The sequence below is a fragment of the Photorhabdus bodei genome (genome assembly GCF_003287735.1).
GTDB lineage: Bacteria > Pseudomonadota > Gammaproteobacteria > Enterobacterales > Enterobacteriaceae > Photorhabdus > Photorhabdus kayaii.
Genome location: NZ_NSCM01000019.1, coordinates 32,756 through 50,106, shown reverse-complemented (window position 1 = coordinate 50,106; position 17,351 = coordinate 32,756). Strand labels below are relative to the sequence as shown.

Genomic DNA, 17,351 nt, shown 5'->3' with positions numbered 1-17,351 from the left:
GGGGAGACATTATGAGTGCTATCGCGCTTGGCATGATCATCTTCGCGTATCTTTGCGGTTCAATTTCCAGCGCAATACTTATTTGTCGTCTGGCTGGGCTACCTGATCCTCGTCAACATGGCTCAGGCAACCCAGGCGCGACAAATGTATTGCGAATTGGTGGCCGCAGTACTGCGGCAATAGTACTAATTTGTGATGTTCTAAAAGGGATGATCCCCGTCTGGTTGGCTTATCAATTCTATGTTCCCCCTTTCTATTTAGGAATTACAGCAATCGCTGCTTGTCTCGGCCATATTTACCCGATCTTTTTCCAATTTAAAGGCGGTAAGGGTGTCGCAACTGCTTTTGGTGCTATTGCGGCAATTGGTTGGGATCTGACAGGTTTGATGATGGGTACTTGGCTGCTGACCATATTATTGAGCGGCTATTCTTCTTTGGGGGCCATTGTCAGTGCCTTGATAGCACCATTCTATGTCTGGTGGTTTAAACCCGAATTTACTTTCCCCGTAGCCATGCTCTGCTGTCTGGTGTTACTACGTCACCATGATAATATCCAGCGCCTGTGGCGCGGCCAAGAAAATCGTCTCTGGAACAAGCTAAAAAAGAAAAAAGAGATGACCGAAAAAGAAAAAAACCGAACAGAAAAAGAGCAAAGAAAAGAAGATTAACAACTAAGGCGATAAAAACCAGCAACTCATTGAGTTACTGGTCTTTTATTTTCATTATATCAAGAAGATTTATAACGGAGGTAATTCCGACAATGGCCAGCGGGCTTTGACTGTCACGCCAAGTGAGTCATTCACCTCTCCTTTTAGGCGGACCATGCCGGCAAGCGCAATCATGGCGCCGTTATCTGTACAGAATTCAGGACGCGCATAAAATACTTCGCCACCCAATTTTGCCATGACTTCTTCCATTTTAATACGCAATGCTCTGTTGGCGCTGACACCACCAGCCATCACTAGTCGCTTGAACCCGGTATGCTCAAGCGCTCTTTTACATTTAATCGCTAATGTATCAACTACCGCGTCTTCAAAAGCGCGGGCAATATCTGCTCTAGTCTGCTCATCATCGCTGTTACTATGAATAGTATTAGACGCAAAAGTTTTTAATCCTGAAAAACTGAAATCCAACCCAGGACGATCTGTCATCGGGCGAGGAAATACAAAACGCCCAGCTTCTCCTTTCTGAGCCATTCTGGAGAGTATCGGCCCTCCTGGATAATCCAATCCCAGTAACTTAGCTGTTTTATCAAATGCTTCACCAGCGGCATCATCTATTGATTCACCAAGTAGCTCATATTTACCGATACCCGTCACACTAATAAGCTGTGTATGACCACCAGACACCAGCAAAGCCACAAACGGGAATTCAGGGCTGTTATCTTCCAGCATTGGCGCTAGTAAATGCCCTTCCATATGATGAACAGGAATCGCGGGAACATCCCAAGCAAACGCCAAAGAACGGCCAATCGTCGCCCCCACCAATAACGCACCAACCAGACCAGGACCTGCTGTATAAGCCACCGCATCAATATCTTTACAGGTTAATCCTGCCTCTTTCAAAGCAGCTTGAATTAAGGGCACTGTTTTGCGGATATGGTCACGTGAAGCCAATTCAGGCACGACACCACCGTAATCGGCATGCAGTTTAATCTGACTGTATAATTGATTTGCCAATAAACCGGCTTTGTCGTCATAAATTGCGATTCCGGTTTCATCGCAGGACGTTTCTATACCTAAAACTCGCATTACACTACCTATATTCCACAGAAGAGAGCCAGTTTATCATTAATAAGCTAATTTGCGCGGCTTACATGCTGACTATTTTTGCTGCTTAGTCTATAATCACCCCTCTACATAAAATCCCTGTGTGGTTATCATCAATATTACGGAACTGATTTGCAGATCACCGTCGTAATGTTGTTGTTTCAATTTGCTGTGGCGCTTTACAAAGCCGTGTTCATTGAAGTAAAATTCCGCACCATTTTAAGATGGCTGGCATCCCACGCCAGCAAGACCGATTTCTATTGAGGTGAGAGGCACATGCCGGTAATTAAAGTACGTGAAAACGAGCCATTCGACGTAGCATTGCGTCGCTTTAAGCGTTCCTGCGAAAAAGCAGGTGTATTAGCAGAAGTTCGCCGTCGTGAATTCTATGAAAAACCAACGACTGAGCGTAAACGCGCTAAAGCTTCTGCTGTAAAACGTCACGCTAAAAAGCTGGCTCGTGAAAACGCACGCCGCACTCGTCTGTACTAATCCTTGCGGTTGATCCGCATAGTGATTGAATTTGCAGACAACAGTAACAATAGTTGCAGATAAAGGCCGTGCTTTCCGAAAGGGAGCGCGGTTTATTGTCGTTCATCAACAGGCGTAAAAGGGCTTATGGCTGGACGAATTCCGCGCGCATTTATCAATGATTTATTAGCTCGTACCGATATCATCGATCTGATCGATGTTCGTGTGCCACTTAAAAAACAGGGTAAAAATCACCACGCGTGCTGTCCATTTCATAACGAAAAAACACCCTCGTTTACTGTTAATGGCGATAAACAGTTTTATCATTGCTTTGGTTGCGGAGCTCACGGCAACGCCATCGATTTTCTGATGAATTACGATAGACTTGAGTTTGTCGAATCCATCGAAGAATTAGCTGCTATGCATGGTCTGGAAGTCCCTTATGAAGCAGGTTCCAGTAGCAGTCAGATAGAACGTCACCAAAGACAAAACCTTTATCAACTGATGGATAAGCTTAACAGCTTCTATCAAAATGTATTAAACACCCCCGCTGCACAACAAGCCCGGCAATATCTGGCTCAGCGTGGGCTTAGTGAAGAAATTATCCACCGTTTCTCGATTGGTTTCGCTCCCGCTGGTTGGGACAACACCTTGAAGCGGTTTGCTCATAATGCGGAAGATCGTCGACAGTTAAATGATGCTGGAATGCTGGTCGCAAATGATAATGGCCGTACCTATGACCGCTTCCGCGAACGAATAATGTTTCCAATCCGTGACCGTAGAGGGCGCGTAATTGCATTTGGTGGACGAGTTCTGGGAGATGCACTCCCAAAATATCTCAACTCACCAGAGACTGAAATTTTCCATAAAGGCCGCCAGCTATATGGCCTCTATGAAGCACAACAAAATCACAGTGACCTTTCACGATTATTAGTAGTTGAAGGTTATATGGATGTGGTAGCACTGGCGCAGTTTGGTATCGATTATGCGGTTGCCTCACTAGGTACTTCGACTACATCGGAACATATTCAATTACTTTTCCGCGCTACTGATAACGTCATCTGTTGTTACGATGGTGACAGAGCCGGGCGTGATGCAGCATGGCGGGCATTGGAAACAGCGCTCCCTTATCTGAATGATGGTAGGCAGTTACGTTTTATGTTTTTGCCTGATGGCGAAGATCCTGATTCACTAATCCGTAAGGAAGGCCGGAAAGCATTTGAACAAAGAATGGAACAATCTCATACATTGTCTGAATTTCTGTTCGAATCATTACTGCCACAAGTTGATTTGAGTAATCCTGAAGGGAAAACAAAACTCAGTTCACTTTCCGTACCATTGATCAACCAGATTCCGGGGGAGGTTCTGCGTCTCTATATGAGACAAGAACTTGGCAATATGATGGGCATCCCTGATGCAGTGCAGTTGGAGCGTTTATTGCCGCAGCATCTGGAAAGTGGGAATAATTATCAGATGCCGCAGCTAAAACCGACAACTATGCGTATACTTATAGGACTGTTGGTACAAAACCCACACTTAGCCGCTTTAGTTCCCCCCCTACAGGGAATTATGCAGGCCAAAATTGCAGGCTTACCATTATTTATGGAGCTTGTGGAGGTTTGTCTTACTCAGCCAGGGCTGACAACTGGACAACTGCTAGAGCAATATCGTGATAATAAATTTAGTAAACAACTTGAAAAATTAGCTACATGGAACGATATACAAGTAGAAGAAATAGCAGAAAATACATTTCGTGACGCGTTGGATCATCTTGTTGATTCAGCGTTAGAAGAACGTTTAGACATTCTTATCGCCAGAGCAAGAACTGAAGGCCTGACACCGGAAGAGCGCGAAGAAGTTCGCTTGATTAATGAATCCCGTGCCAGAAAGTAAACACTGAATTCACGGCTTAAATGCCGCATTAGGTAGGGAAATAACCCTACATTTTGCCGCTATAAGTGGGCAGCGGCAATATAACGAAAACGCCCTTAAAAGTTATTGTTGGCAGATTAGTTTCGCCGACCGACACCAACCCAAATACTCTGAAGTGTGGATACCGTCTTATGGAGCAAAACCCGCAGTCACAGCTAAAGCTACTTGTCACCCGTGGTAAGGAGCAAGGCTATCTGACCTATGCTGAGGTCAATGACCATCTGCCGGAAGATATCGTCGATTCCGATCAGATCGAAGATATCATCCAGATGATCAATGACATGGGCATTCAGGTAATGGAAGAAGCACCTGATGCCGATGATCTGATGCTAGCAGAAACCGCTAACGACACAGATGAAGACGCTGTGGAAGCTGCTGCGCAAGTACTGTCTAGTGTTGAATCTGAAATCGGTCGCACCACCGACCCAGTACGTATGTACATGCGTGAAATGGGTACCGTTGAGTTATTGACCCGGGAAGGTGAAATTGACATTGCTAAACGCATTGAAGATGGCATCAATCAGGTACAGTGTTCCGTTGCTGAATACCCTGAAGCAATCACCTACTTACTGGAACAATATGACCGTGTGGAAGCAGGTGAGGCTCGCCTGTCAGATCTCATCACTGGTTTCGTTGACCCGAACGCAGAAGAAGAACTTGCACCTACTGCCACCCACGTTGGTTCTGAACTTCCACAGGAAGAGCTCGATGATGATGAAGACGACGATAATGAAGACAGTGATGACGATAGTGATGATGACAACAGCATCGATCCAGAATTAGCGCGCCAGAAATTTCAAGAACTGCGACAACAGTATGACATCACCCGTCAGGAAATTAAGGAAAACGGCCGCAATCATCCAAATACTGCGGCCGAAATCTTAAAACTTTCAGAAGTTTTCAAACAGTTCCGTCTGGTGCCAAAGCAGTTTGATTATCTGGTCAGCAACATGCGTTCTATGATGGATCGCGTTCGCCTTCAAGAACGCCAGATCATGAGAATGTGTGTTGAACAGTGCAAAATGCCGAAGAAGAACTTCATCACTTTGTTCTCCGGTAATGAAACCAGCGACATTTGGTTTACTGCTGCAAAAGCAATGAACAAACCGTGGTCTGAAAAACTCCTTGAGGTGGAAGAAGAAGTACAGCGTAGCTTGCAAAAACTTCGTCAAATTGAGGAAGAAACCGGTTTAACCATTGAACAGGTGAAAGACATCAACCGTCGTATGTCCATCGGTGAAGCAAAAGCCCGCCGAGCGAAAAAAGAGATGGTTGAAGCCAACTTACGTTTGGTTATTTCAATTGCCAAAAAATATACCAACCGTGGCCTGCAATTCTTGGATCTGATCCAAGAAGGCAACATTGGCCTGATGAAAGCGGTTGATAAATTTGAATATCGTCGTGGTTACAAGTTCTCAACTTACGCCACATGGTGGATCCGTCAGGCAATTACACGCTCAATTGCCGACCAAGCTCGTACCATTCGTATACCCGTTCATATGATTGAGACAATCAACAAACTCAATCGTATTTCCCGCCAAATGTTGCAGGAAATGGGGCGTGAACCAACGCCGGAAGAGCTGGCAGAACGTATGTTGATGCCGGAAGACAAGATCCGTAAGGTACTAAAAATTGCCAAAGAACCTATCTCAATGGAAACGCCAATTGGTGATGATGAAGATTCACATTTAGGTGATTTCATTGAAGATACAACGCTGGAACTGCCGCTGGATTCTGCAACCTCAGAAAGCCTGCGCTCAGCAACCCACGATGTCTTGGCAGGTCTGACCGCTCGTGAAGCAAAAGTACTGCGTATGCGTTTCGGTATTGATATGAATACTGACCATACATTGGAAGAAGTCGGTAAACAGTTTGACGTTACCCGTGAACGTATCCGCCAGATCGAGGCGAAAGCACTACGTAAACTACGTCATCCAAGCCGTTCTGAGGTTCTACGTAGCTTCCTTGATGAATAATCAAATTTATTCATTCTGACTAAAAAGCGTCTGCTCCGGCAGACGCTTTTGTCTTTTATATCGGCGATACTGTGACTGCCCCCCCGCCGTAAAAAACGGCGAGGCTTCCCACTTCTCAGGCCGCAACCGTAACGCGATGGCGTCATATGCCTTGAGCAGGCGTACTTGCGGGATTTCTTCGCGACCGCCAGGAGCGGCTTGAGGTCTTTGCGCGGATTTAAACTCACTCCGTGACGTTTGTAAGTATGCTTTTTGATGTGCAGCGCCTTGTTGTACGCAAAACGGACCGCACCGAACTGGCCGTTAAGATACTCGGCCTGTTCAGGGGTGGGGTAGATGCGGACTTTGGCCGCTCTTAACATATTCAGTGCTCATTGATAAAGAGCATTCATTTTAGCCTGTTTTACAGGCAGATATCAATTCAGTCAGGATACGTCGCAGTAGCCCGCCCTAAAGCCCTTTGGGCTTTTCGCCTTATATCCCCGTCCGCACTGGACGAGAGTTTACGACGGTTTTTGCTAAATCCTCTGACAATATGGTATTTATGCAGAAATATCATCACAGGTTCCTCTGATATAACTCAATCAACATTCTCTCTAGCCGATAGAGAAAAAAGTCGTTTTCCATCTGGTGATTAAGGAAGAATGAAAGGGATATGATTATCATTAAAATAATAATGTATAAAATATATTTTTATCGGAATAATATATGACCAGATGGTGCAAAATCGCTTCTGAGAAATTAATCCAGTAACGGATAAAAACGTTAAATAGACCATAAAAGCAACTAATATATATCACTCCCCATTTTCACTACTTACTAAAAACGCAATTTTGCACATAAAATGATCATACGAATTTACAAAGCTAGACCGCGAGCAAAACTGTACGTATAATCCTTCCCATTCAACGGCCCCTTAGCTCAGTTGGTCAGAGCAGGCGACTCATAATCGCTTGGTCACTGGTTCAAGTCCAGTAGGGGCCACCAGATTTTAGCAGTGAAAACAGATAGATAGGCCACTCAAGCAAGAGTGGTTTTTTTATATCTTTTAGTCAGTGTCCCCTTTTTGTCCCCTGAGAAAATTTTCATACCCCAGTTGTGCCATTGTTCATACACAAGGAAGATTATTTTTTGACCGAACGAACCAAGCGCGAAAAAAATTTTCTGCCAATGAAAATATATTTACTTAACTTAGTTGATTTCAATTTTCTAATAGCCACGAGACCGCACTATTACTTACTGTGTTTTGAAATTTCCTTCGGCTTATCTTCGTGATCTTACTTTGGAGATAGTGTATTCATTTTAGCCTGTTTTACAGGCAGATATCAATTCAGCCAGGATACGTCGCAGTAGCCAGCCCTAACGCCCTTTGGGCTTTTCGCCTTATATCCCCGCCCGCACTGGGCAAGGGTTTACGGCGGTTTTTGCTAATTTTCTGGATTACCCCCAAATTACAGGTGTGTAAAAGCCCAAAAACTGAAATTTATTAAAAACTTTTCAGTTGGCAATTTCTCTTGCGCCATCCATGTTGGCGCGATCTGATGAGGCTACTCCGTAAAAAAGTGGCTTTTTTATTTCCAGGGATCAGTAACAACAAAACCGTGACAAAAATTTTCTTAACGGCCCTACTCTTCAACCAAGAAAACAAAGCTACTTTCTAAAGTCTCTGTGCAATAACACTATAAGTCGACACATAGTTTTTCACCTGAGCAACCGAAAAGTTTTCAGCCAGCACACGCAATTCTTCCAGAGGACCATTAACGCCTTCAGGAAAGTTTCGTTCGATGTTGGTCTTAATATCCAACAACCAATGCACCACATCAATATTAGACGGCAATACCCTCATATCCTTAATAACGAAGCCACTTTTCTCCAATACTTGTCTGAAATAACTGGGTGTTTTGCGGTTAGCACAAGCGAGACGATCAATGGTGTCAGGAATATCCGATTTATAGTTATCCAACCCCATATTATAGAGATTATCAGAAATAATCACCAGGCCACCAGCGCTCACCCGTTTGAACAATGCATTCATAGCCTTTTCATACAACAAGTTCGGAAAATGCGAAATGACACCACGAATAATCACCAAATCATAGAGCTCTTGTGGATCAGGTAAACGATCAATATCCTGGGCATTACACAGATACAAGTTAATACGCTCAGAAAGTCCATATTTTGCGTGAAACTTAGCACAATACCGTAACTGCTGCTCACTGATATTCACACCATCCAAACGTGTACACTCAGGAAAACGTTCAGCCAGATATTTTAGGATATAACCCCAGCCACAACCGATATCCAAGATACGCCGAATTGATGGCCTTTCGGCCTTTGTTTCCAAACCAGCCAATAACAGCTGACGATCAAAATAACGAATACCTGACTCATCCAATGAAATTGGTGGCTTTGAAGCAGGATCATCGTAAATACCAAACTGGAATAACAGTGTATCGCCAATCACCTTACGCCAGCGTTCTGGATCTTCACAATAAGTTTGTACCACTTTACTTTCGTAGTCGTTGGTGGTTTCCCCCTGGATGATGTGATAGGGCGAGACAGACTCAACATCAGTGCAAAACACATTATCAAAGCTACTCATTAACTTTTCCTTATTAAACGGTTTTTAAAAGCGTCGCACCCTTAATTTGTCAGGATTTTCGGCGTATTGGTAAATTTCAATGAGATATTCATATCTAATTAATCCAATACTATGGCTACCGATAAATTACATTGTTATCAAATCAGTCTTTGCCACCCCTCAATATCTTGATACGAAAGGCCATTAATGATTTTTTTGAACCAAACCGTATACACATCAGGAGCATTATTAATTAGCACTCTCAATTTCAGAGGATTAACCCATTTATAATCGGACACTTCGTCAAGGTTAATTATCGGTTCTTTATCAAAACGTCCAATAAAAATATGATCATACTCGTATTCAATCAAATCATTAGGAAGTATCGCGTGATAAATAAATGACGAAACCTTTTTCAATGGACAGTCAAAACCCATCTCTTCGCCAAGACGCCGATGTGCAACGGCCTCCAGAGCTTCACCAACCCTAGGATGACCACAACAGCTATTGGTCCAAAGTCCGGCTGAATGATATTTGGTTGCCGCTCGCTTCTGTAAGAGAAAATTTCCTTTATTATCAATAATAAAATCTATGCTTCCGGGGATTCGCTCCCTTACCGTCGCGATGCATCTTAAAATCCATTGGGTATAAAATCATAAATTTTAATTAACAATAAAAATATAATCCATATTCTGCAAGTCCCAAATTAACTTTCAAGAACAAGGAAATTTTTTCATAACAACATGATATAAATCACAAAATAAAAATATTTTATCCATTCCATTCTGACATTAATGTAAAAACAAAACAAATTAATAGAATAATTATTAATGTTTTAATTAAATGGATTCAAAAAAGAATATATCCAACATTAATCATTTATCGCCGATACTCACCTACTAAATTTGTTACAGATCATGAGCTCGGGTATCACACCAAGTTATAGCCGTTTCTCTCATCTTTCTGGATGTGCTTTTACAACAAAAAACATCACAGAAAACTAAACGAATAATAAACAAACACGAGAAAATCCCCTTAATAACTAAACATTCATTAAACAGCTGTTGATTTTTTATCTTAAAAAAACACAAATAAACATCCGTTGAAGTTTTGTTTAATATCAAAGGAGTATACTCACGGTTTGCAAGTCTTCTTCCCTCCAAGTATTTTTTAGAACTAGATAAAGAAATGAAATAAATGAAATATATGTATCAACCTGCCAGTTCAGGAATTCGGCTGTTCACAGATTTAGTCGGAAAAAAAATTAGCCCTAGCCCTCATTGGTATTCTGCCCAGAATCGCACTAAATTTGCCTTACGTAGCGCTCTGATGCCAATATCGACACTAAAACTATTAAACCAGATAGTTAATACGCCGTTCTATCTGGATATTTTGAAAAAACAACCTTGTTTACCTTCTAAATTACATCGCCCTTATCTAAGTATTAACTTCAATAGAGGGCAGACGTTACGTGCAATAAATGAACATTACCAGCTATTATTTACTGGGTTAAATCAGTCTATTGTTAATAAAATATTTCGTTCCAATGCATATCCATTAGCGGTTATCAATGGTAAGAGTGGAACTTACACTATTTTTCTAGATTCTATGGACTGTTTTAATAAAGAAGGTGAGCTTACTCTATTTATTACAACAGAAGATAATAAAACCTTGGCAAGATGCGCTTTCACACTACTCACTATTGCTGGTAAAAAAACACTGTTCATCGGTGGACTACAAGGTTCCAAAGGCGATGCAACCCTTGAAATTATCCGCGATGCAACGAAAGATTGTTATGGATTATTTCCAAAACGCTTACTGATTGAATCCATTTGCCGTCTCGCAGCCCACTTTGAATGCCAGCAAATTCTGGCAGCTAGCAATGATACTCACATCTATAAGAGTCTACGCTATTGGCATAAAAAGAAAGACAAATTAGTCGCTGATTACGACTCTTTCTGGGAATCATTAGGTGGAGCAAAGGGAAAAAATAAGGATTTCCATCTCCCCTTATCCATTGAAAGAAAACCGCTTGAAGATATAGCCAGTAAGAAGCGGGCAGAATATCGCCGCCGCTATCAATTACTAGATGAACTGGATAATGGAATGCAGCATTCTCTGCCTTCAAATTAAATCAGAATCAGGCCGCAACCTTTCACAGGACGGCCTAATTTTTGAGATGACTCTTATCTCGGTTTAACCATCAGCCATTCAAGATGTATTTTAACCGCAGGCCATTCACCATTGATAATGCTGTAAACACAAGTATCCCTGATACTGCCATCTTTAGATACACCATGACTACGCAGAATTCCATCAAGTTTTGCACCCAGTCGTTCTATCGCTTTTCGACTCTGATGATTAAAAAAATGAGTGCGAAACTCCACTGCAATGCATCCTAATTCTTCAAAAGCGTATTTCAATAAGAGATATTTTGCTTCCGTATTAATATGTGTCCGCTGAACAGAACGAGCATACCAAGTATAACCAATTTCCACTCGGCAGGCATCAGAATCAATATTCATATACGTGGTCATTCCAACCGCTTTACCTGTTCGATGATCAACAATCGCAAAAGGCAACATAGTACCCTTTTCATGCAGGAATAAACGGCGCTCAATCTCATTACTCAACTCAGCCGGCGAAGGAACACCGGTGTACCACAATTTATGCAGCTCACTTTCTTCAATTGCCTGTAAAAACTCATCATGCCGTTGGTGTGTCAGAGGCTCTAAAGTCACCCCTTTTCCCGCCAAAGTTACCCATTCAGTCATCTGTTTTTTCATAATAACCACTGAGTTATAAATTAAGTCAGAATAGAAGAACTCACCCTATTCCGGAATCAAAACCGGAATCGAATTAATATATGGAAAATCAACCCCCTATTAAAGCAAAATCCGCACTTTTAACATCTCAGGTGGCTGTCGCATCATTCAGAAAAAAATACTAAAACTGGGTAAACAAATCGCCTGACTAAATTAGCAAAAACCGCCGTAAACCCTTGCCCAGTGCAGGCGGGAATATCAGGCGAAAAGCCCAAAGGGCTTTGAGGCCAGCGTAAATCCGTTGCATCGACGGTTGCGGCCTGAGAAGTGGGAAGCCTCGCCGTTTTTTACGGCGGGGAGCAGTCACTCTATTCTCTCTATGTAAGAATACAAAACCATGCTACGGACTATCTGGGAAAGTGAACGGCTGAAATCGATTATGGCCCACAGTGTGATCTATTTAACCTTTCTAGAACCAATCAACAAAGAGTACATCAACAACTTTTGCATTCAGATTATTTTCACTAACTCTATGATAGAACCTGATTTCATGACCTTCATCACATTCATTTAACATTTTTTTCCCAATTAACCTTATTCCATCTAAATTTGAACCATTACTCATCCGACCACCTGGCGTTTTGTTCCGTGGTTTAAAACACAATAATAATCTGGTTATGATTGACAAACACCCGATGGAGATTGCAATGAGCCATTATCCTCACCTGTTCGCCCCTCTAGACTTGGGGTTCACCACACTAAAAAACCGCATTTTGATGGGATCAATGCACACTGGGCTAGAGGAACATCCCGACCGCGCCCAGAGGCTTGCCCGCTTTTACGCTGAACGGGCAGCCGGAGGCGTGGCATTGATTGTCACAGGCGGCATTTCGCCAAACAAACAAGGTGTTATAGGGAAAGGCACTGCATTCCTGGTAGATGAAAAAGATCTTATTCACCATAAAGTTATTACAGACGCAGTTCATCAGGCTGGTGGAAAAATTGCAATGCAAATCTTACATACCGGCCGTTACAGCTATCAACCTCACCTTGTCGCCCCTACTGCCATTCAAGCACCAATTAATCCATTCATGCCTCGTGAAATGACAGAAGAGGACATTCAGCAAACCATTGCTGACTTCGCTCATTGTGCACAACTGGCGCAACAAGCAGGTTATGATGGCGTAGAAATCATGGGTTCTGAAGGTTATCTGATTAACCAGTTCCTGACTACTCGCACCAACCACCGCCAAGATAAATGGGGAGGAAGTTTTGAAAATCGAATGCGCTTTGCCGTGGAGGTTGTTAAAGCTGTCCGTCAAGCAACAGGAAAAGAATTTATTCTAATCTACCGGCTTTCGATGTTGGATTTAGTCGAAGATGGTTCTAATTGGCAAGAAATCGAGCAACTCGCAGTTGCTATTGAGCAAGCGGGAGCATCTATCATCAATACCGGTATCGGCTGGCATGAAGCTCGAATCCCAACAATTGCTACTATGGTTCCCCGCGCCGGATTCAGTTGGGTAACGCAAAAGCTGATGGGGAAAGTTTCTATTCCACTGATCACAACAAACAGAATTAATGATCCCAACATTGCAGAGCAAGTGCTAGCACAAGGTTGTGCCGATATGGTTTCTATGGCACGACCTTTTCTGGCTGATGCTGAATTTGTTATGAAAGCCCAGCAAGGACGAGCCGATGAGATTAACACTTGTATTGGCTGTAATCAGGCATGTCTGGATCAGATTTTTGTCGGTGAAATAGCCTCTTGTTTAGTTAATCCCCGCGCCTGCCACGAAACAGAAATGGCCGCCGAACCAACCACCACACCGAAAAAACTGGCGGTTGTCGGTGCCGGACCTGCCGGATTATCATTCGCGGTGACCGCTGCCAGTCGTGGTCATCATGTCACTCTGTTTGAACGAGACGGACAGATTGGCGGACAATTTAATATTGCTAAACAGATCCCTGGTAAAGAAGAATTTCATGAAACACTGCGTTATTTTCAGCGTCAGTTAGCAATCCATCATGTTGATGTACGGTTGAACCAGACTGCCACAACCGAAGCACTCTCTGATTTCGATGAAGTAATTATCGCCAGCGGCATTGCGCCTCGCCAACTCACAATTGATGGTATCCATCACGAAAAGGTACTGAGCTACTTAGATGTATTAAGGGATAAGAAAAATGTCGGTCAACGTGTCGCTATCATTGGCGCAGGTGGCATCGGTTTTGATACCGCAGAATATCTGAGTCAACCAGGAAAAAGTTCTAGCCTTGATAGCACCGCTTTCAGTGAAGAGTGGGGTATTGACCATAATCTGACACATCGTGGTGGTTTATCCCCTCAAGGCCCTAAACCGGAATCTTCTCCCCGGAAAATTTATTTATTGCAACGTAAGCCGACAAAGGTTGGTGAAGGACTAGGTAAAACAACAGGTTGGATACACAGAACCAATCTACACCTGCGTGGTGTGAAAATGCTCAACAATATGCAATATTTGAAAATAGATGATCAGGGATTACATATTAGCAGCAATGGGGAACAGCGCTGCCTTGCCGTAGATAATATCATTATTTGTGCCGGACAAGAGCCACTGAGAGAATTATATCAACCGTTACAGCAAGCGGGAAAAACAGTGCATCTTATTGGTGGGGCAGATGTTGCAACGGAATTGGATGCCCGACGGGCTATCGATCAAGGTACTCGGTTAGGCCTTAAAATTTGATGATAAATAATGACGGTCATAGACAGGCCGTAAAAACAGAGTAAATCCTCAAACCGCGCCTTCCTGGCGCGGATATTTTACTCTTTCTTACCTAATCTTTTTTCAAACCTGAACGCTTTAATCAATTAATTACGTTGAGTTAGCTGATCCGATGCCAGACGATCATCCTCAGCCTGACAAACAGCGGCAGTGAACAATACATCGGTAGAAGAGTTCAGACTCGTTTCCGCGGAATCCTGTAATACACCAATAATCAAACCAACTGCCACAACCTGCATAGCCATCTCATTGGAAATCCCAAACATGCTACACGCTAAAGGGATCAACAATAACGATCCCCCTGCCACACCAGAAGCACCACAGGCACAAATTGCAGCAACCACACTCAGTAGAAATGCTGTAGGCAAATCAACCGATATACCTAGCGTATTGACCGCAGCCAGAGTCAATACCGTGATGGTCACCGCAGCGCCTTCCATATTGATAGTTGCGCCTAATGGAATAGAAACTGAATAAGTATCTTCATGCAGATTCATACGGCGGCACATCGCCATATTCACTGGAATATTTGCAGCCGAACTGCGAGTGAAAAATGCAGTTACACCACTTTCACGCAGGCAAGCAAATACCAGCGGATAAGGATTACGACGAATTTTCCAGTAAACAATCAATGGATTTACAATGAGTGCCATAACCAACATACAACCCAGTAATACAGCCAGCAGTTGAACATATCCCAGTAAGGCACCAAATCCCGTTTCTGCAATTGTTGCAGACACCAGACCAAAAATACCAATCGGTGCAAGACGAATGACCACGCGAACAACCTGAGTAACCGCCTCAGACATGTCATGAATTAGAGACTTAGTTGAATCCGTTGCATGACGCAGGGCGATACCCAAGCCAATAGCCCAAGCAAGGATACCGATATAGTTACCGTTCAGTAACGCGTTTACTGGATTAGCGACAACATTAACCAGTAACCCTTTAATCACCTCCATAATGTTTTCAGGCGGAGACATCTGAGCATCATTGACAGCTAGCACCAGTTGTAACGGGAACATAAAGCTACCGACTACGGCAACCAGAGCAGCAAAAAATGTACCCAAGATATAGAGGATAAGGATTGGACGAATATTGGTTTTTTGGCCTTTTTTATGGTTAGCAATAGAAGACATGACCAGAATCCATACCAATACCGGGGCTACTGCTTTCAAGGCGCCAACAAACAACGTCCCAAGTAAACTGACTGATTTGGCAACCGAAGGCGTCAACCACGCTAACAGTATCCCTGCAATTAAACCTATCAAAATTTGTTTAACCAGGCTCCCTTGTACAATGTAATGCACGAAGCCACGTTTTTGTTTTTCCATAGCTGATCCATTTTATTAACAGTTCTGTTAAGCCTATATTTTTTGTGTTTGTTTCTTCAGTATAGGGAAACCAAGAGTAGTGAAAAGCTACGATAGTTAAAATATACAACCTCGCCAGCACTTATTAACAATACATTCACATTTGTGTGATCAAAACGGCAATTTACACATTTACAAAACACAATTATTTGTTTTTATGTTTAACCATTTCGCAGCAATTTAAGACAATAAGAAACCATATCTCCCCATTCAAGAAAGATATGGTTATCTGTTAAAAAATAGTTATCTAATTACTGTATCTCTTTAGTTCTGTATTTATTTACCCAAACATTAATAATCATTGTTATTGTCAAAATACTCGCTACAGTTCCCAGAGAAATCCCCATAGGAATATGATAAAAATCCATTATTAGCATTTTAATACCGATAAATACCAGAATGACTGATAAACCATATTTCAGCATTGTAAATTTCTCTACCACCCCTGCCAGCAGAAAATACATCGCACGTAATCCTAAGATAGCGAAAAGATTAGAGGTCAAAACAATAAAAGGATCTGTAGTCACAGCAAAAATAGCAGGAATACTGTCTACCGCAAAAATAACGTCACTAATTTCAACCAAAATCAGAACCAGGATGAGTGGAGTCGCATATAACAAACCTCTTTCTTTCACAAAGAAACGTTCTCCGTGAAGATTATCAGTGATGCGAATATGCGCTTTTAGCCAACGGACAAAAGGTTTATCGCCTATCGGGGAATCATCCTCTTTCGCCAACGCCATCTTAACGCCGGTAACCAGCAGAAAGATGCCGAACAAATAGAGTATCCAACTGAATTGAGAAACCAACCAGCTCCCTGCAAAGATCATCACGGTACGCAACACAATTGCGCCTAAGACACCGTAAATGAGCACCCGACGTTGCAAATTTGCCGGAATAGCAAAATAGCTAAATAACATCAGCCAAACAAACACATTATCAACAGCAAGTGCTTTCTCAAGTAAATACCCGGTAAGGAAAGCCATTGTCTGACTATTGGCAACAACTTCCCCTGCGGTTTCTCTGCAATACCACCATAATCCTAATGCAAATAAGAGCGATAAACTTATCCAGATCACACTCCAGACAGCAGCTTGACGAAATGACATTGCCTGCTCTTTCTTACGCCCCTGTAAGGATAGATCCAGCAACAACATAATCGTAATTAAGACAGCAAAACTTCCCCATAAAAGAGGGCTACCCACAGAGTTCATTTTCTTTCTCTCACAAACAAAAACGGCTGAAGTCTCAGAAGACGCCAGCCGCTGCTATATTTCTTCCCCACATCGTGGAGATGGATGTATTGCAAGCAACCCTCGCCTTCTGGCAAGGTCTCACTTACAACACAGAAAATGTACCATCAGGTATAAGTTCAAGGTTGCCCGGCTACCGGATGCTGTTGCATCGTAATGACGATAAACCGGCAAGGAAGTTACTCCCCTTTGCTGCGGTGAAAAATAAATCAAATTCAGACAAGAATCAATCTACCACTGAAAAAATAAAAAAATGACAATAAAAACAGTAGGAACAAACGCAATTCATCCAACCTCATAGACCCATTTCTTATCCTATTTTAATGAACGTTCAATTGATCACCAAAATTTTCTGTTTAGTCACCCCTGATTTTGTTACAGTGGCGCAGGCTGCGTCATTTGCCTTTTTCAACGGTGAAAAGGCATGAAAACCAACCAAATAACGTAAAATAGGATGTAATTT

14 protein-coding genes, 1 tRNA gene and 1 pseudogene are annotated in these 17,351 nt (G+C 42.6%); 8 read left to right on the top strand and 8 right to left on the bottom strand.

The features are described from left to right. The first annotated feature begins 11 nt into the window (after nucleotides 1-11). Complete coding sequence (gene plsY / locus CKY02_RS12555; protein WP_112878321.1) at nucleotides 12-668, top strand: glycerol-3-phosphate 1-O-acyltransferase PlsY; 657 nt, start codon at nucleotides 12-14, stop codon at nucleotides 666-668. Nucleotides 669-737: 69 nt separating this feature from the next. On the opposite strand, the gene tsaD is transcribed toward plsY, so the two are convergent. Then, nucleotides 738-1,751 (bottom strand): tRNA (adenosine(37)-N6)-threonylcarbamoyltransferase complex transferase subunit TsaD, encoded by a 1,014-nt coding sequence (tsaD, locus tag CKY02_RS12550; protein ID WP_112895531.1) that lies wholly within the window; start codon nucleotides 1,749-1,751, stop codon nucleotides 738-740. Nucleotides 1,752-2,045: 294 nt separating this feature from the next. Between tsaD and rpsU the strand changes: the two genes are divergently transcribed. The 3 genes from rpsU (at nucleotide 2,046) to rpoD (ending at nucleotide 6,148) form a co-directional block, all read left to right on the top strand. Beyond that, complete coding sequence (gene rpsU, locus CKY02_RS12545; protein WP_001144069.1) at nucleotides 2,046-2,261, top strand: 30S ribosomal protein S21; 216 nt, start codon at nucleotides 2,046-2,048, stop codon at nucleotides 2,259-2,261. Nucleotides 2,262-2,387: 126 nt separating this feature from the next. Further along, on the top strand, nucleotides 2,388-4,133 hold the full coding sequence (dnaG, locus tag CKY02_RS12540) for a DNA primase (protein WP_112895530.1): 1,746 nt from the start codon (nucleotides 2,388-2,390) through the stop codon (nucleotides 4,131-4,133). Nucleotides 4,134-4,303: 170 nt separating this feature from the next. Further along, a complete protein-coding gene (rpoD, locus tag CKY02_RS12535; protein WP_112895529.1) occupies nucleotides 4,304-6,148 on the top strand; it encodes an RNA polymerase sigma factor RpoD in 1,845 nt (614 codons plus the stop codon). Between the two features lie 126 nt (nucleotides 6,149-6,274). Here rpoD and CKY02_RS12530 read toward each other — a convergent pair. Beyond that, nucleotides 6,275-6,510: pseudogene (locus tag CKY02_RS12530) on the bottom strand (helix-turn-helix domain-containing protein); the annotation flags it as partial. 548 nt (nucleotides 6,511-7,058) lie between these two features. Between CKY02_RS12530 and CKY02_RS12525 the strand changes: the two are divergent. Next, a tRNA-Ile gene (locus CKY02_RS12525) sits at nucleotides 7,059-7,135 on the top strand. 670 nt (nucleotides 7,136-7,805) lie between these two features. Here CKY02_RS12525 and CKY02_RS12520 read toward each other — a convergent pair. Together CKY02_RS12520 and CKY02_RS12515 are read right to left on the bottom strand one after the other, a co-directional pair. Beyond that, complete coding sequence (locus CKY02_RS12520; protein WP_112895528.1) at nucleotides 7,806-8,750, bottom strand: SAM-dependent methyltransferase; 945 nt, start codon at nucleotides 8,748-8,750, stop codon at nucleotides 7,806-7,808. Between the two features lie 137 nt (nucleotides 8,751-8,887). After that, nucleotides 8,888-9,310, bottom strand: coding sequence for an isopentenyl-diphosphate Delta-isomerase (locus CKY02_RS12515; RefSeq protein WP_240002047.1), 423 nt, complete (start codon nucleotides 9,308-9,310; stop codon nucleotides 8,888-8,890). A gap of 616 nt (nucleotides 9,311-9,926) precedes the next feature. Between CKY02_RS12515 and CKY02_RS12510 the strand changes: the two genes are divergently transcribed. Further along, entirely contained in the window at nucleotides 9,927-10,862 is a 936-nt protein-coding gene (locus tag CKY02_RS12510) for a VirK/YbjX family protein (protein WP_112895527.1), read from the top strand. Nucleotides 10,863-10,915: 53 nt separating this feature from the next. On the opposite strand, the gene CKY02_RS12505 is transcribed toward CKY02_RS12510, so the two are convergent. Both CKY02_RS12505 and CKY02_RS24590 read right to left on the bottom strand, forming a co-directional pair. After that, a complete protein-coding gene (locus tag CKY02_RS12505; protein WP_112895526.1) occupies nucleotides 10,916-11,515 on the bottom strand; it encodes a GNAT family N-acetyltransferase in 600 nt (199 codons plus the stop codon). A 448-nt stretch (nucleotides 11,516-11,963) separates the two neighbouring features. Next, nucleotides 11,964-12,119, bottom strand: a complete 156-nt coding sequence (locus tag CKY02_RS24590; RefSeq protein WP_162120488.1) for a hypothetical protein — start codon at nucleotides 12,117-12,119, stop codon at nucleotides 11,964-11,966. Nucleotides 12,120-12,201: 82 nt separating this feature from the next. On the opposite strand from CKY02_RS24590, the gene CKY02_RS12500 reads away from it, so the two are divergent. Next, nucleotides 12,202-14,223: an oxidoreductase gene (locus CKY02_RS12500; RefSeq protein WP_112895525.1), complete on the top strand. Its 2,022-nt coding sequence runs from the start codon at nucleotides 12,202-12,204 to the stop codon at nucleotides 14,221-14,223. A 125-nt stretch (nucleotides 14,224-14,348) separates the two neighbouring features. Here CKY02_RS12500 and sstT read toward each other — a convergent pair whose 3' ends face one another. Both sstT and CKY02_RS12490 read right to left on the bottom strand, forming a co-directional pair. Beyond that, complete coding sequence (gene sstT, locus CKY02_RS12495; RefSeq protein ID WP_112895524.1) at nucleotides 14,349-15,596, bottom strand: serine/threonine transporter SstT; 1,248 nt, start codon at nucleotides 15,594-15,596, stop codon at nucleotides 14,349-14,351. A 290-nt stretch (nucleotides 15,597-15,886) separates the two neighbouring features. Further along, nucleotides 15,887-16,849: a TerC family protein gene (locus tag CKY02_RS12490; protein WP_112895523.1), complete on the bottom strand. Its 963-nt coding sequence runs from the start codon at nucleotides 16,847-16,849 to the stop codon at nucleotides 15,887-15,889. 89 nt (nucleotides 16,850-16,938) lie between these two features. On the opposite strand from CKY02_RS12490, the gene CKY02_RS12485 reads away from it, so the two are divergent. Continuing rightward, on the top strand, nucleotides 16,939-17,145 hold the full coding sequence (locus CKY02_RS12485) for a hypothetical protein (RefSeq protein WP_112895522.1): 207 nt from the start codon (nucleotides 16,939-16,941) through the stop codon (nucleotides 17,143-17,145). Nucleotides 17,146-17,351 lie beyond the last annotated feature (206 nt).

Excerpts from the sequence above, each read along its gene's own strand:
- CKY02_RS12490 (WP_112895523.1), bottom strand. The coding sequence starts at position 16,849 with ATGAACTCTGTGGGTAGCCCTCTTTTATGGGGAAGTTTTGCTGTCTTA.
- dnaG (WP_112895530.1), top strand. The coding sequence starts at position 2,388 with ATGGCTGGACGAATTCCGCGCGCATTTATCAATGATTTATTAGCTCGT.
- plsY (WP_112878321.1), top strand. The coding sequence starts at position 12 with ATGAGTGCTATCGCGCTTGGCATGATCATCTTCGCGTATCTTTGCGGT.
- rpsU (WP_001144069.1), top strand. The coding sequence starts at position 2,046 with ATGCCGGTAATTAAAGTACGTGAAAACGAGCCATTCGACGTAGCATTG.
- sstT (WP_112895524.1), bottom strand. The coding sequence starts at position 15,596 with ATGGAAAAACAAAAACGTGGCTTCGTGCATTACATTGTACAAGGGAGC.
- CKY02_RS12520 (WP_112895528.1), bottom strand. The coding sequence starts at position 8,750 with ATGAGTAGCTTTGATAATGTGTTTTGCACTGATGTTGAGTCTGTCTCG.
- tsaD (WP_112895531.1), bottom strand. The coding sequence starts at position 1,751 with ATGCGAGTTTTAGGTATAGAAACGTCCTGCGATGAAACCGGAATCGCA.
- CKY02_RS24590 (WP_162120488.1), bottom strand. The coding sequence starts at position 12,119 with ATGAGTAATGGTTCAAATTTAGATGGAATAAGGTTAATTGGGAAAAAA.
- CKY02_RS12505 (WP_112895526.1), bottom strand. The coding sequence starts at position 11,515 with ATGAAAAAACAGATGACTGAATGGGTAACTTTGGCGGGAAAAGGGGTG.
- rpoD (WP_112895529.1), top strand. The coding sequence starts at position 4,304 with ATGGAGCAAAACCCGCAGTCACAGCTAAAGCTACTTGTCACCCGTGGT.
- CKY02_RS12500 (WP_112895525.1), top strand. The coding sequence starts at position 12,202 with ATGAGCCATTATCCTCACCTGTTCGCCCCTCTAGACTTGGGGTTCACC.
- CKY02_RS12510 (WP_112895527.1), top strand. The coding sequence starts at position 9,927 with ATGAAATATATGTATCAACCTGCCAGTTCAGGAATTCGGCTGTTCACA.